The organism is Janthinobacterium sp. HH106 (assembly GCF_001758725.1).
GTDB lineage: Bacteria > Pseudomonadota > Gammaproteobacteria > Burkholderiales > Burkholderiaceae_D > Janthinobacterium.
In genome coordinates, this window is sequence record NZ_LRIC01000065.1 from 25,791 (window position 1) to 39,384 (window position 13,594).

Genomic DNA, 13,594 nt, shown 5'->3' on the forward strand with positions numbered 1-13,594 from the left:
ATATATTACACGCACTACACTATTCCCATTCACTTGTGTTCGCCATCGCCGAGCAATGCCAGGCTGGCAGCCATTTGCGGCAAATCGAGCACGCGGTCGGCGCCGGCCAGCTTGAGCGCGGCGGCCGGCATGATGCCACAACTGGCCCGCTGCGGGTCTTGCACCCAGGCGCTGCCGCCCAGCTGCCGCACGCGCGCCAGGCCCGCCGCGCCGTCGGCCGAGGCGCCCGTCAGGATGATGGCCAGCATGGCGCGCCGGTAGGCATACGCGGCCGTTTCCAGCAAGACATCGATCGATGGGCGTGAAAAATACACTGGCGCTTCCTGCGACAGGGAAAAACAGCCATCGGGCTCGACTTGCAGGTGGTAGTCGGGCGGCGCGAAATACACGACGCCGGGTTGCAGCGGTTCCTTGTCCTGCGCTTCGCGCAAGGGCAGCTGGCAACGTTCCGCGTACAACTGCGGCAACTGGCTCGAGCGGCCCGGCGCCAGGTGCAGCACCACCACCACGGCCGCGCGGCAGGTGGCGGGCAAGGCGCGCAGCACGATGCCCAGCGCTTCCACGCCGCCGGCCGAAGCGCCGATGGCGATCAGGCGCAGGCCGGCCGGCGGTGGCGCGACGTCGGAGCTCGGCAGCATGTCAGGCACGCTGGAAGATGCGTTCGGCCGGGCTCAGCTCGTTAAAGCTGTCCGCATGACGGCTGAAATGCAGGCTTTCCTTCATGCCCAGACCCAGGAAGCCCCGGTTCACCAGCGCTTCGTGGAACAGGCCCAGGCTGCGGTCCTGCAAATCTTTATTGAAATAAATCATCACGTTACGGCAGGAAACCATGTGCACCTCCGAAAACACGCTGTCCGTCGCCAGGCTGTGGTCGGCGAAAACGAACTGGCGCCGCAAGCGCCGGTCAAAGATGGCGCCCTTGTAGGCGGCCGTGTAATAGTCGGACAGCGAGCGCTTGCCGCCCGCCAGCTGATAATTCTCGCTGAACTGGGCGATGCGCTCGACCGGATAGATACCCGCTTCCGCGGCAGCCAGCGCTTCCACATTGATGTCGGTCGCATAAATCATGCTGCGCTCGAGCAAGCCTTCCTCTTCCAGCAAGATGGCCAGCGACCACACCTCTTCGCCGCTGCTGCAGCCGGCCACCCAGATCTTGATCGAGGGATAGGTGTGCAGGATGGGCACGACTTTTTCGCGCAAGGCGCGGAAATACGCGGGATCGCGGAACATCTCGCTCACTTGCACCGTAAAAAATTGCAGCATCTGCGCGAACATGGGCGGCTCGTGCAAGATGCGGTCCTGCAATTGCGACAGGCTGGCGCAGCCGAAGCGCTCCATGGCCTGACGCATGCGCCGGCGCAGGGAGGCCACGGAATAATCGCGGAAATCGTGCTGATAGCGCAGCAATATTCCCTCAAGCAATAATTTCAGTTCTATATCGAAAATATCGTCATCTAACAACATCCACCTCATCGGATACCTGACCGTTGAACACGGTGCAACACGCACCATGCAGTCACTGCCAAATGCTAGCAGATCGTCGCCGATTATCCCGCAGGAAAAGCGTCAGTTAGGTACGCTGGCGTACGCTAGAGCCACTTTTTTCAGGCATCCACGCCCTTCATGCCTTCCTCCGTATAGCGCGCGCCCGCCGCCATGCCCAGGGGAAAGGCCGCGTTCATCGCCGCCAGCTCCGCCCCGTCCAGCCGCACGACCAGCGCGCCCAGGTTGTCGTGCAGGTAGGCGATGCGCTTGGTGCCGGGGATGGGAATGATGTCGTCGCCTTGCGCCAGCAGCCAGGCCAGCGCCAGCTGGGCCGGCGTGCAGCCTTTGGCGCGCGCGATGTCCCTGACCTGCGCGACGATGGCCTGGTTATGCGCCAGGTTGTCGGCGGCAAAGCGGGGATTGAAGTGGCGGAAATCTCCCGCGTCGAGACTGGCCGCATCGGCGATGGCGCCCGTCAGGAAACCGCGCCCCAGCGGGCTGTAGGCAAAGAAACTGGCGCCCACGTCGCGGCAGGCGGCCAGCACGCCCTGCTCCGGCTCGCGCGTCCACAGCGAGTATTCGCTCTGCACGGCAGCCACGGGGCAGAGCGCCGCCGCGCGCCGCAAAGTGGCGGCGCTCACTTCGCACAAGCCTACGGCGCGAATTTTTCCTTCTTGCCTCAATTGCGCCAGCGCTCCCATCGACTCTGCCAAAGGGGTATCGAGGTTCAGGCGGTGCAGGTAAAACAGGTCGATGCTCTCCACGCCCAGGCGCGCCAGCGACGCTTCGCACGCCTGGCGGATGTAGGCGGGGGAATTGTCGACGCGGCGCGCATAGCTGCCCGGCTCGCGCGCCAGGCCGCACTTGGTGGCGACCAGCGCCTGGCCTGGGTGGCGCGCCAGGAAACGTCCCAGCAATTGCTCGTTGTGGCCAAAACCGTAGGCGTCGGCCGTGTCAAACAGGGTCACGCCCGCCGCCAGGGCCGCTTCCAGGGTGGCCATCGATTGCGCCTCGTCCGTGGCGCCATAAAATTCCGACATGCCCATGCAGCCCAGGCCCAGTGCCGAACTGTTCAAGCCGCTATTACCGATCCGTCGTTGTTGCATGCTGCTCTCCTCATGTGTTGACCCGATGCAGCCAGTCTAGGCCGTGCCGGCTGGCGGGGGAATGCGCGATTTCGTGATACCTTTCTGGTATGAGAGCCCTCGACACCCACGCCCTGACCCTGTTTTGCGCCGTTGCCCGCTGCCTGAACTTTCGCCAGGCGGCCGAGCATTTGCACATGACCCAGCCGCCCTTGTCGCGCGCCATCAAGACACTGGAAGAAAAACTGGGCGCGCGCCTGTTCGAGCGCGACACGCAGGGCGTGGCCTTGACGCAGGCGGGCCGCACCCTGCTGCCGCAGGCACTGCACATCCTCGACTTGCTGGAGACGGCGCAAACGTCGCTGCAGCGTGATGCCGCCCCGGCACGCCTGCGCCTGGGTCTGACCAGCTCCGTGGCGGCCGGCCTGTTCCGCCCGCTGCTGGCGGCGCTGGAGGCGCAACTGGGCAATGTCCGGCTGGAACTGACGGCGGCACCGTCGCCGCGCCTGGTGGCTGGCGTGCGCAAGGGCCAGCTCGACGCGACCCTGCTCGCGCTGCCCAGCGCCACGTTCGAACTGACCGTGCAGCCGCTGGCGCGCCAGCCCATGATGCTGGCCCTGCCCGCCGGGCACCGGCTGGCGAAGAAGCGCAAGCTCAGTCTGACCGACATCGCGGCAGAATCGATTTACTGGTTCGAACGGGCGCGCCAGCCCGCCTTCTTCGACCATTGCCAGCAAGTGTTTCGCCGCCATGGCTTCGCGCCCGCCTTCCTGCGCGAGGCGCCCGACCACCATGTGCTGCTCGGCGACGTGGCGGCCGGCAAGGGCATGGCGCTGCTGGCCGACTCGTTCCGCGCGCTGCGCCTCGCTGGCGTGGCCTACCGGCCATTGGCGGAGGGCGAGGAATTGGCTGCCGGCATCGGCCTGGCCTGGCGGGAAGAGCACGGCCATGCGGCCCTGCCCCTGCTGCGCCGGCTGGCGCAGGAACACCTGCAAAAGTGAGGGTCACACGCGGATGCGCCAGACGCGCTACCATAGCGCCTTCCCCATTTTGCGCCCCACCACGACCATGACGTTTACCCTCAGCGACGCCGCCTACGCCACCGATACCCCCGAAGCCAAGCAAGCCATGTATGCGGACCTGCGTTCGCAACTGCAAGGCTTGCTGTCGGGCGAAACCGACTTCATCGCCAATACGGCCAACTTCAGTTCGCTGGTCTTCCACACGATGCCGGGCCTGAACTGGGCCGGCTTTTATTTCCTCAAGGGCGAGGAACTGGTGCTGGGACCGTTCCAGGGCAAGCCGGCCTGCATCCGCATCAAGAAGGGCCGCGGCGTATGCGGCACCACCGTGGTCGAAGGCAAGTCCATCGTCGTGCAGGACGTGCACGCTTTTCCCGGCCACATCGCCTGCGACGTCAATTCCCGTTCGGAACTGGTCGTGCCCGTGTTTGCACACGGCCAGATCGTCGGCGTGTTCGACCTCGACAGCCCTTTGACCGGCCGCTTCGATGACGTCGACGCGCAAGGCGTCGAATCGCTGGTGCGCGTGCTGGAAGCGGCTATCGTCGCTGAATAATCAGTTGCCGGACTTGACGGCGATGAATTCGCCCTTGCCGACAGTCGCCAGGCACGCCGTGTAGCGGCTGTCGGCGCGGATGGCGTCAAGGAACTGCGCCATGTCCGCGTAGTGCGAACTGGCGTTGTCGACCACCAGCACGCCGCCCGCCGCCAGCACCCGGTCCAGCTGCGGCCACCATTGTGCATATTGCTGGCGCGCGGAATCGAGGAAGATGAAATCGTAGGCGCCGTCCGCCGCATCGCGCAGCACGTCGCCCGCGTCCGCCAGCAGCTGACCGATCACGCCTTGCAGTTGCGCGCGCACAAAGTTGTCGTGCGCCATGTCGAACTTGTCCTGCGCCTTTTCCACCGTCACCACGCTGCCGCCCAGCGCCTGCGCCGCGCGCGCCAGCCACAGGGTCGAGTAACCGTTCGAGGTGCCGATTTCCAGCAGCCGGCGCGCGCCGCGCGCGTGCACGAGCACGGCCAGCAATTCGCCCGTGTCGCGCGTGATGTTGAGCATGCGGCTGGCGCGTTCCGTGTGCGCCGCATCGTTGCTGCTGCCGAAGGCTTCAAGTTCGCTCAACAGGGTATCAATGTCCGGCATGATGGCTCCTTGTGAAAAACATCAGCATAGCAAAAAAACTAGGCGCTGGCGCGGCGCAGGGGGCGCTTCAGGGTTTGCACCATCACCACGCCCAGCAGGGTCACGCCGCCGCCGATCACATCGTAGCTGTGCAAGGTTTCACCGAGAAACAGCATGGCGATGATCACCGTGAACACGGGCAGCAGATTCATCAAGGTGGTGGCGCGGCTGGGGCCCAGCTTGGCCAGGCCATGCATCCACAGAAACGGCGCGATAATGGACGCGGGGATGCCGGCAAACAGCACCAGCGGCAAGCCGGCGCCCGTGACGGGCGGCGCCGACTGGCTCAGGTAATACACGAACAGCACGGGCACGGCGCACCAGACCTGGATCAGCAAGGAGTGCCAGTTATTCAGAGGAATCTTCCAGCGCTTGAGCAGCACGCCGTAGCCCGCATACGACAGGCAGGCCAGCAGCATCAGCGCGTCGCCCAAGGCCGCGCCATGGGCGATCAGGGCGGCCGGGTCGCCATGGCTGAGCAGGTAGCCAAGTCCCAGCAAGGACACGATGCCGCCGAACACGCCGCCCACGGTAGGCGCCTCTTTCAGCACCAGCACGGACAGGCCCACGGCCAGCAGCGGCATCATCGACGCGAGGATGCCCATGTTGGTGGCCGTCGTCGTCTGTGCGGCGATGTAGGCGAGGCACTGGTACATGACCATGCCCAGCATGCCCAGCACAAACAGTTTGCCCAGATACGGTGTCACCACGGCCCGCTGCTTCCACACGGCGCGTCCAAACACGAGCGCCAGCAGCACCCCGGCCAGCAGCCAGCGGAAGAACGAGATGGCGGCCGGATCGATCACGCCCACGGCCAGCTTGCTGACGATGGTATTGATGGCCCAGATCAGCACGGCGATCACGGGAAACAGATAATGCTTGGCTTGCATGCGGCGGACTCCAGATTTCAATACCGCCATTTTCGCATGGTCTGATTCCATGGATATAATGCATATCGGACAATCGATGCGAAGAACAGGACAAAGACACCATGGCCAGCAACCAGCATTTCCCCGCCGTTTCCGACGCCCTGCCCTATCCCGTGTACTTTCGCCTCGACGATTATCACGCGCACCAGCAGTTCGATTACCAGAGCCATCCGTGGGGCCAGCTCACCTATTGTTCCACGGGCGTGATGGAAATCATGGTGGCGGGCCAGCGCTATCTGTCGCCGCCCCAGTACGCCGTGTGGATACCGCCCGAGACCCTGCACGACGGCTATATCCGCCAGGACGTCGTGTTTCACTCCGCCTACATCGATGCCAGCCTGTGCGCGCAGCTGCCGGCCCAGCCGTGCGCGCTGGTATTGAGTCCCCTGCTCAAAGCCATCCTCGGCGACTTCGCCGACAGAAACGTCACCACGCCCGCCACCGCAGCCGACCAGCGCCTGGCGCAAGTGCTGGTCGACCAGCTGCAGCTGGCGCCGTGCAGCCGCAACTACCTGCCCGGCAGCGACGAGCCCGTCATCGCGGCCTTGCTGGCGGCCCTGCAGGCGGAGCCGGGAAGTAATCGCTCACTGGCCGAGTGGGCCGCGCAATTGCACGTCACCGAGCGTACTCTGGCACGCCGCTGCCAGCGCGAGCTGGGCATGCCGTTCGGCGAATGGCGCCAGCGCCAGCGCTTCCTGGCGGCCCTGCCCCTGCTGGAACAGGGAGAAACCGTGCAGGCGATCGCGCTGGAACTGGGCTACAGCACGGCCTCCGCCTTCATCGCCATGTTCCGCCGCCAGAGCGGCGGCACGCCGGACCAGTTCCGCCGCGGCCTGCGCTGAAAAAGCGGCTCCGCTTTGTCATGCTTTGTCATATGAGGATGCTAAAATTCAAACATCTTTCCAGAGAGCAAAAGGACGCGCATGAACCCCAGCACCGAGACGGCCCATGAAACCCAAGGCATCGAGGATGCGCCGCAGGTGACAGAGACGGCCGTGGCGGCGCCAGCGCCCGTCAAGCTCGGCAAGGAAGACATCCCCACCGTATTGGGCAAGCTGCGCACGCTGGTGCAGGACAAGACGCGTTTCGAGCCGCACGACATCACGCCGCTGGGCGAGGAAGACGTGCTGCAGGATTTTTCCCTGCAAGCCAATTACGCGCTCGAAGCGCGCTTCGAACAGCGCGTCATCAACGGCTATTTCACGCCCTCGGGCAATGACTGCCGATGTGGCTCCCACGAGGTGGGAGCGCTCGCTCACGCGCAGGAGAAGGAACGGCTGCGCCGCGCGGCGGGCAAGCTCGACAATGCCTTGCGCCAGGCGGGCCAGGCCTACAACGCCATCGAAGCGGGCGCCTACCTGCCGCACGCCGTCAAGTACTGGCACCTCGATACGTGCGTCCCCTGTTCGGGCAAAGGCCGCATCGGCTGCCACACCTGCCACGGCGCGACGACGGAAACATGCTGGAACTGCCACGGCGGGCGCACCGTCAGCTGCGACGCTTACGGCTGCTACGGCAGCGGCAAGGTGTCGTGCTCGTATTGCAGCGGCAGCGGCACGGTGGCCGAGCAAGTCACCGATTACATCACGGTGCAAGTGCCCACTACCACCTACAGCAACGGCAGCTCGCACACGAGCTACCACAGCGAAACGCGCACGCAATACCGCACCGAGCATCGCAATTGCTACCATTGCAGCTTCGGCAAGGTCACGTGCAACACCTGCCACGGTTCCGGCAACATCAATTGCGGCACCTGCCGCGCCAGCGGCAAGGTTACATGCCGCACTTGCAGCGGCGCGGGCGACTTGCGCTGCAACCCGTGCGACGGCTCCGGCAAGGTGGGCACGGCGGCCTGGGTCGACGTGCACGTGACGCCCGGCTACAGCGTCAGCCTGCCCAAGCCGGCGCCCGATGACGCGCGCCGCATCCGCGACAAGGAGAGCGTGCACTCACTGGCGGCCATTGCCAGCAGCCTGGCCCTGGCAAAAGTGAGCATTTACAATGAAGACCAGCCGCAGGAAGTCGACGCCCTGTATGCTGCCAAGCTGCGTATCGTGCGCCTGGACGCATCGTGCAACGCGGAAAAACACCACCTGGTGGCGTACGGCACGGACTTGCGCTGGCTGACCCTGGACGATATCGTGGAAAAGCTGCTGCGCGGCGACCTCAAGGCGCTCAGCGATGCGCTGGCCGGCAGCGCCGACGACGGCCTGTTCTCGGCCCACGTGCAGGGGCTATTGACGCCGCTACGCGACGTGGCCGCCTCGGAACTGAATGCGGACGTGATCGAGTCTGTCCTCAGCGGCGACGCGGATCACGCCCACGTCGATGTCGTCTCCGCCGACTATGCCAACAATGTGCGCACCTGCGTGCTCGGCGCCCTGCGCCAGGTCTACACGCGGCTGGCCAAGCAATTCTGGTGGAAAAGCGCGCTGGCCGCGCTGGCCGCCGCCATCGCCGCCTGGTTCTTCGCCGGCCGCGGCGCGGCCGCCGTTGCCGGCCTGCTCGTCACGGGCGCCGGCTACTGGCTGTTCAACCGCAAGGTGAAAAGCGTGCTCAGTGAAGCGCTGGGCGGCCAGCAGCAGGCCGCACGCGCCATGGGCATCGCCGGCAAGGGCCGCCGCAACCAGCTGGCGCAAGTGCTGATCCTCGCCCCCGCCAGCGTGGCCGTGCTGGCCGCCAGCTATGGCTTGCCCGTGCGCGTGCGCCCCGCTGCGCCTCCGCAGCAGGCGGCCATGGCCTCGGCGCCCGTTGCGCCCCATGCACCGGCCGCCGTGCCGCAGGACGCAAGTGCCGCCAAGGCCGTCAAGCTGTACGAAAATGGCGACAAGGCACAGGCGCTGGCCATGCTGGAAAGCCTGGTCGGCAAGGGCGACGCGGGCGCGTATGGTCTGTATGGCTGGATGCTGCTGATGGGCGAAGGCAAGCCCGGCCCCGTCACGGCGCCGACGGCGCAGCAGCGCGAAGCGCGCCAGGTGGCCGCCAAGCCCCTGGTCGGCAAGGGCCTGCTGAAGAACGACAGTTATGCGCTGACGGCGAAGGGCGTGATGCTGGCCGAAGGCTGGCAGGAACCGCGCAACATGGCGCGCGGGCTCGACCTGCTGAAACAGGCCGCGAACAAGGGCAATGCGCAAGCGATGCACTTATTGGGCCTGTACCACGTGCGCGGTTACCAGATTCCCGTCAATCACAAGGAAGCGCGCAAATGGTTCACCCTGGCCGCCGACAAGGGCAGCGCGGGCGACATCTACAACCTGGGACTGATGGACTGGGAAGGCGCCGGATTAAAACGCCCGGACCGCGCCAGCGCCATGCAGCGCTGGAAGATCGCGGCCGCCATGGGCGAGGAACGCGCGATCAAGGCCGTCGCCCAGGGACAGCCTTAAGCGGCGGCTGCCGCCAGCGCCTGCAGGGCCATCGGGTTCGGCGTGGGCTCGCCGACTTTCGTCAGCAGGTTGCGGTCCGTGTGGTGGAACGGTTCATCCTTGCCGCGAATGAGCATGACCGTGTCTTCATCGTAGCCCCAGGTGCCGTCGGCGTGGATATCGACCTTGATCCGGTATTCGACGGTGGTGAATGCGTGTTCGAGGAAAGGGTTCGAACAGATGCCGTAGGCCGTCGAATCGCGCTTGGCCACCAGTTCGAAACTGGTGGCGTCCGCCGTCGTCGTGCCCGACGCCATGGCGATCTGGCCGCGCGGGATGGCCAGGGTCTGGATCACGGCGCCCGTGGCCGGTTCCCACAGCCAGTAGCCCACCTGCTCATGATAGGTTTTCACTTGATCCGGCTTGGTGATGTGGATGTAGTAGCGCAAGCCGTAGAACAGCTGCGGGCCGTTGGTGACGGGGTCGATCGGCTGCAGCTCGATGCGTTCGACGAAGGCCTGCTTGCGCGGACCGTCCGCTTTCGGCTTGACGTCCAGGCCGCGCGTGCCCGTCCAGATGCCGGCCATGCCGGTCAGGGGCCCCAGGTTGTTCAGGGTATGCACGTCGGCGGACGGCTCGGTGTAGATATCTTCGGGAAAATCGCTCATGCGGAAGTCTTCAAAATGGGGCAACAGTGCTTGCCGCCATTGTAAGATGCAGGCCGCTATCTGGGAAAGAGCGCGATGTGGCGTTCGACGAACAGCAAGGCTGCAGCGGCCAGCAAAGGACGCTGCGTTTCGAACACGGCCGCATCGCGCGTTTGCAGCAGATTGGCGGCCGCCTCGGGCAGGCCCAATTCGCCGGCGACGAACGCCGCCACCGCGTCGATATTCGCGTACAGGGCGCTGTCGAAGCCTTCCCAGTCCACATAGGCCAGCCACTCGGCCAGGGTCAGCACTTGGGCGACGGGCGGCGCCAGGGCCGCGATGCGTTCAGAACGCAGCACGCTGTCGTCGCGGATGCCTTCCTGCTGCAGGACGGCCAGCGCCACCTGCTGCAGCGCGTCTTCGGGATCGTGCCGGTATTTGTTCAGCAGGCGCTGCGTCAGGCTGGTACTGGCCGCATCCATGCTCAGACCAGCGGCTCGGTCGAACCGGTCAGGGTAAAGATTTCAAAGCCCGTTTCCGTCACGGCCAGCGAATGCTCGAACTGCGCCGACAGCGAACGGTCTTTCGTCACCGTCGTCCATTTGTCGGGCAAGACCTTGACCTGGTAGCTGCCCACGTTGAGCATCGGCTCGATCGTAAAGATCATGCCCGGTTCGAGCACGATGCCCGTGCCTGCGCGGCCATAGTGCAGCACTTGCGGCGTGTCGTGAAAGACCTGGCCCACGCCATGGCCGCAGAAGTCGCGCACGGAGGAAAAGCCCTGCGCCTTGGCCACCGCCTCTATGGCGGCGCCCACGTCGCCCAAGGTCGCGCCCGGACGCACGGTGTGGATGCCTGCCATCATGGCGTCATACGCCGTGTTGACGAGGCGGTTGGCCAGGATGGACACGGCGCCCACCTTGAAGGTGCGGCTGGTGTCGCCGAACCAGCCGTTGAATTTCGGCGTCACGTCGATGTTCAGGATGTCACCCGCCTTCAGGATCTTGGTGTCCGACGGGATGCCGTGCGTGACGACGTGATTGACGGAGATGCAGCTGGCGTGCTTGTAGCCGTGGTAGTCGATGGTGCCGGGGATGGCGCCGGCGGCGCGCATGAATTCCTCGCACAGGGCGTCGAGTTTGGCCGTCGACACGCCCGGTTTGACGAAAGGAGCGATGTAGTCGAGCGTGTCGGCGGCGATGCGGCCGGCCGCGCGCATGCCGATAAAACCTTCTTCGTCGTGCAGCGGGATTTTCTTGCCGTGTTCTAGCTGGGTGGAATAGCGCATGGGGATTCTTTTCTTTGTCAGTGTGTGATGGTTTGGGTCGCCCAGCCGCGCACGGCGTCGTGCGAGGCGCGCAGCATGGCGTCGACGCTGGCCGGTATCGGCCGCTCCTGGGTCAGGTAAGGCTTGACGACGGCCACTGGGGCATCGATCAGCACGAATTTGAGCAGCATGTGATCGAGGTCAAGCTCCGTGGTGGCCGGCATAGCTTCGGCGCAGCGCACAAAGCAGGCATCGAGCGCCGCCTGTTCCTCTTCGACGGCGGCCAGCAATTGCTCGCTGAGGCCACTGCTGAAATCGGGGCTGTCCGCGCATTGCAGCAGGAAGCGCGCGTACACGGGCTTGCGCCGGCACCAGTCCAGCAAGCCGTGCACGCCGGCCCAGGTGTCGCCGCCGAGCCAGCGGCTGGCTACTTCCTCGCGGAAGTCGCTTTTCACGCGCAGCCAGGCGCGCGCCAGGATGGCGTTGCGCGAATCGAAGCGGTGATACACGGAGCCGATGGGCGCGCCGGCCTTGACGGCGATGGCAGCCATCGACACGGCGCCCACGCCGCACTGCGCGGCGACGGCGATCGCACTGTCGATGAAATTGTTTTCGTTGAATTTAGCGAGTCTGACCATTCAAATAGAATACAGATTCTATTTGAATCCGTCAAGCGCCCCCGACATGCGCCAACATGAGTTGCCTTGCTGCCTTACAATGGTATGCACGAACCGCTACAAGGAGAATCCGCTTGCTTACGCCCCCCTTCATCGCCTCCTCCCGCTTCGACGATCCACGCCTGGCGTTGGAACAGGTGCAAGCCATTTACCGCAGCAGCATCGAACACTTGCGCGACGCGCTGCAGCGCTTTGTCGCCGGCGAAGACATGCACGAACGGGTGCGCGCCTGCTACCCCTTCGTGCGCATCCAGACCGACACCGTGGCGCGCGCCGACTCTCCGCTGGCCTACGGTTTTGTCGCCGGCCCCGGCGTGTTTGAAACCACGCTGACGCGCCCCGACCTGTTCGGCGATTACTACCTGGACCAGTTCACCCTGCTGCTGAAAAACCATAACAGCGGCCAGAAAGTGCACCTGGAAGTGGGCGTCAGCGCCCAGCCCATCCCCGTGCATTTCTCGTTCGCCGAGCATGACCATATCGAGGGCAATATGGATGCGGGCCGCCGCCTGGCCATGCGCGACCTGTTCGACCTGCCCGACCTGTCGGCCATGGACGACGGCATCGCCAACGGCACGCACGAACCGGCGCACGGTGAAGCGCAGCCCCTGTCGCTGTTCACGGGACCGCGCGTCGATTATTCGCTGCAGCGTCTGCGCCACTACAGCGGCACCTCGCCGCAGCATTTCCAGAACTTCGTCCTGTTTACCAATTACCAGTTCTACATCGACGAATTCATCCGCCTGGGCCACGCCATGATGGACCGCGCGCCCGACGCGGCCGCGCCATCGGACGACGATGGCTACGTCGCCTTCGTCGAACCGGGCAACGTGGTCACGCGACGTGTGGGCCAGACGGTCGAGAGCGAGGATGCGCTGGGCGCCGCCCCGCCGCGTTTGCCGCAGATGCCCGCCTACCACCTGCTGCGCGCGGACGGCAGCGGCATCACCATGGTCAATATCGGCGTGGGACCGGCCAACGCCAAGACCATCACCGACCATATCGCCGTGCTGCGCCCGCACGCCTGGCTGATGCTCGGTCATTGCGCGGGCCTGCGCACCACGCAAAGCCTGGGCGACTACGTGCTGGCGCACGCGTATGTGCGCGAAGACCACGTGCTCGACGAAGACTTGCCGCTGTGGGTGCCGATCCCGCCGCTGGCGGAAATCCAGCAGGCGCTGCAAACGGCCGTGGCGGAAATCACCCAGCTCACGGGGCATGACTTGAAACACATCATGCGCACGGGGACCGTGGCCAGCACGGACAACCGCAACTGGGAACTGCTGCCGCAGCGCACGCCGGAGCGCCGCTTCAGCCAGAGCCGCGCCATCGCGCTGGACATGGAAAGCGCGACGATCGCCGCCAACGGCTTCCGTTTCCGCGTGCCGTACGGCACCCTGCTGTGCGTGAGCGACAAGCCGCTGCACGGCGAAATCAAGCTGCCCGGCATGGCCAATCACTTCTACCGCGAAAGAGTCGACCAGCATCTGCGCATCGGCATCCGCGCCGTGGAACTGCTGCGCCGCCAGGGCGTGGACCGCCTGCACAGCCGAAAATTGCGCAGTTTTGCGGAAGTGGCGTTTCAATAAGCGCGCTCCCCCTTCATGCCGGCCGCCCTCCACGGGCGGCTTTTTTTTGCCCGTAGCGCTGACGCAATGCGGCGGGCAATCGTCGCAACGACACTATAAAACGTCACAAAAAAACAACAGATGTCCAGATCGGCATCACAAAAAAACAAAACTATCCACGCTTTTTTTGCTAATGGGAAAATTAAATTTATTTAACAATTAAAATTTAATGATTTCCTGCCATACACAAATCAAATTCATCCAGCGTCATTCTTCGAAGAGAGAATCCATACGCAAAAAGCAGAGCCGTCTTGACAGCCCAAGGCGAAAAATGGTCTGATGAATTGTAAATTTAAGCTGCTAAAT

Annotated in this window: 14 protein-coding genes; 5 read left to right on the plus strand and 9 right to left on the minus strand. The window is 64.5% G+C overall.

Annotation, left to right across the window (positions count from 1 at the left end; genetic code table 11):
* Positions 1 to 29: 29 nt before the first annotated feature.
* The 3 genes from JAB8_RS24655 to JAB8_RS24665 form a co-directional block, all read right to left on the minus strand.
* The gene (locus JAB8_RS24655) at positions 30 to 638 is read right to left on the minus strand and encodes a chemotaxis protein CheB (protein WP_070291833.1); all 609 of its coding nucleotides are present in this window, start codon (positions 636 to 638) and stop codon (positions 30 to 32) included.
* Between the two features lies 1 nt (position 639).
* Positions 640 to 1,464: a CheR family methyltransferase gene (locus JAB8_RS24660; RefSeq protein WP_217494246.1), complete on the minus strand. Its 825-nt coding sequence runs from the start codon at positions 1,462 to 1,464 to the stop codon at positions 640 to 642.
* A gap of 140 nt (positions 1,465 to 1,604) precedes the next feature.
* Positions 1,605 to 2,591, minus strand: coding sequence for an aldo/keto reductase (locus JAB8_RS24665; protein ID WP_070291835.1), 987 nt, complete (start codon positions 2,589 to 2,591; stop codon positions 1,605 to 1,607).
* A gap of 89 nt (positions 2,592 to 2,680) precedes the next feature.
* Here JAB8_RS24665 and JAB8_RS24670 point away from each other — a divergent pair, with 89 nt between their 5' ends.
* Complete coding sequence (locus tag JAB8_RS24670; protein WP_070291836.1) at positions 2,681 to 3,571, plus strand: LysR family transcriptional regulator; 891 nt, start codon at positions 2,681 to 2,683, stop codon at positions 3,569 to 3,571.
* 67 nt (positions 3,572 to 3,638) lie between these two features.
* A complete protein-coding gene (locus JAB8_RS24675) occupies positions 3,639 to 4,148 on the plus strand; it encodes a GAF domain-containing protein (RefSeq protein WP_070221149.1) in 510 nt (169 codons plus the stop codon).
* On the opposite strand, the gene JAB8_RS24680 is transcribed toward JAB8_RS24675, so the two are convergent.
* Together JAB8_RS24680 and JAB8_RS24685 are read right to left on the minus strand one after the other, a co-directional pair.
* Positions 4,149 to 4,736: a class I SAM-dependent methyltransferase gene (locus JAB8_RS24680; protein ID WP_070221068.1), complete on the minus strand. Its 588-nt coding sequence runs from the start codon at positions 4,734 to 4,736 to the stop codon at positions 4,149 to 4,151.
* A 38-nt stretch (positions 4,737 to 4,774) separates the two neighbouring features.
* Positions 4,775 to 5,665 carry a DMT family transporter gene (locus tag JAB8_RS24685; RefSeq protein ID WP_070221066.1) on the minus strand — a complete coding sequence of 297 codons (891 nt, stop codon included), beginning with the start codon at positions 5,663 to 5,665 and terminating at the stop codon, positions 4,775 to 4,777.
* 101 nt (positions 5,666 to 5,766) lie between these two features.
* On the opposite strand from JAB8_RS24685, the gene JAB8_RS24690 reads away from it, so the two are divergent.
* Positions 5,767 to 6,546: a helix-turn-helix transcriptional regulator gene (locus JAB8_RS24690; protein WP_070291837.1), complete on the plus strand. Its 780-nt coding sequence runs from the start codon at positions 5,767 to 5,769 to the stop codon at positions 6,544 to 6,546.
* Positions 6,547 to 6,627: 81 nt separating this feature from the next.
* On the plus strand, positions 6,628 to 9,090 hold the full coding sequence (locus JAB8_RS24695; RefSeq protein ID WP_070291838.1) for a tetratricopeptide repeat protein: 2,463 nt from the start codon (positions 6,628 to 6,630) through the stop codon (positions 9,088 to 9,090).
* Here the strand turns inward: JAB8_RS24695 and JAB8_RS24700 are convergent.
* Genes JAB8_RS24700 through JAB8_RS24715 form a run of 4 tightly spaced genes read right to left on the minus strand, consistent with a single transcriptional unit; the run spans position 9,087 to position 11,621 of the window.
* Positions 9,087 to 9,737 carry a heme-binding beta-barrel domain-containing protein gene (locus tag JAB8_RS24700; RefSeq protein ID WP_070291839.1) on the minus strand — a complete coding sequence of 217 codons (651 nt, stop codon included), beginning with the start codon at positions 9,735 to 9,737 and terminating at the stop codon, positions 9,087 to 9,089. The genes JAB8_RS24695 and JAB8_RS24700 overlap by 4 nt on opposite strands.
* 56 nt (positions 9,738 to 9,793) lie before the next feature.
* Positions 9,794 to 10,198, minus strand: coding sequence for a hypothetical protein (locus tag JAB8_RS24705; protein WP_070291840.1), 405 nt, complete (start codon positions 10,196 to 10,198; stop codon positions 9,794 to 9,796).
* 2 nt (positions 10,199 to 10,200) lie between these two features.
* Complete coding sequence (gene map / locus JAB8_RS24710; protein ID WP_070291841.1) at positions 10,201 to 11,004, minus strand: type I methionyl aminopeptidase; 804 nt, start codon at positions 11,002 to 11,004, stop codon at positions 10,201 to 10,203.
* Positions 11,005 to 11,021: 17 nt separating this feature from the next.
* On the minus strand, positions 11,022 to 11,621 hold the full coding sequence (locus tag JAB8_RS24715; RefSeq protein WP_070291842.1) for a TetR/AcrR family transcriptional regulator: 600 nt from the start codon (positions 11,619 to 11,621) through the stop codon (positions 11,022 to 11,024).
* A gap of 113 nt (positions 11,622 to 11,734) precedes the next feature.
* Between JAB8_RS24715 and JAB8_RS24720 the strand changes: the two genes are divergently transcribed.
* Positions 11,735 to 13,249, plus strand: coding sequence for an AMP nucleosidase (locus tag JAB8_RS24720; RefSeq protein ID WP_070221052.1), 1,515 nt, complete (start codon positions 11,735 to 11,737; stop codon positions 13,247 to 13,249).
* Positions 13,250 to 13,594 lie beyond the last annotated feature (345 nt).

Coding starts and splice junctions, on each gene's coding strand:
- JAB8_RS24705 (WP_070291840.1), bottom strand. CDS start 10,198: ATGGATGCGGCCAGTACCAGCCTGACGCAGCGCCTGCTGAACAAATAC.
- JAB8_RS24675 (WP_070221149.1), top strand. CDS start 3,639: ATGACGTTTACCCTCAGCGACGCCGCCTACGCCACCGATACCCCCGAA.
- JAB8_RS24660 (WP_217494246.1), bottom strand. CDS start 1,464: ATGTTGTTAGATGACGATATTTTCGATATAGAACTGAAATTATTGCTT.
- JAB8_RS24680 (WP_070221068.1), bottom strand. CDS start 4,736: ATGCCGGACATTGATACCCTGTTGAGCGAACTTGAAGCCTTCGGCAGC.
- JAB8_RS24700 (WP_070291839.1), bottom strand. CDS start 9,737: ATGAGCGATTTTCCCGAAGATATCTACACCGAGCCGTCCGCCGACGTG.
- JAB8_RS24685 (WP_070221066.1), bottom strand. CDS start 5,665: ATGCAAGCCAAGCATTATCTGTTTCCCGTGATCGCCGTGCTGATCTGG.
- JAB8_RS24695 (WP_070291838.1), top strand. CDS start 6,628: ATGAACCCCAGCACCGAGACGGCCCATGAAACCCAAGGCATCGAGGAT.
- JAB8_RS24665 (WP_070291835.1), bottom strand. CDS start 2,591: ATGCAACAACGACGGATCGGTAATAGCGGCTTGAACAGTTCGGCACTG.
- JAB8_RS24670 (WP_070291836.1), top strand. CDS start 2,681: ATGAGAGCCCTCGACACCCACGCCCTGACCCTGTTTTGCGCCGTTGCC.
- JAB8_RS24655 (WP_070291833.1), bottom strand. CDS start 638: ATGCTGCCGAGCTCCGACGTCGCGCCACCGCCGGCCGGCCTGCGCCTG.
- JAB8_RS24690 (WP_070291837.1), top strand. CDS start 5,767: ATGGCCAGCAACCAGCATTTCCCCGCCGTTTCCGACGCCCTGCCCTAT.
- map (WP_070291841.1), bottom strand. CDS start 11,004: ATGCGCTATTCCACCCAGCTAGAACACGGCAAGAAAATCCCGCTGCAC.
- JAB8_RS24715 (WP_070291842.1), bottom strand. CDS start 11,621: ATGGTCAGACTCGCTAAATTCAACGAAAACAATTTCATCGACAGTGCG.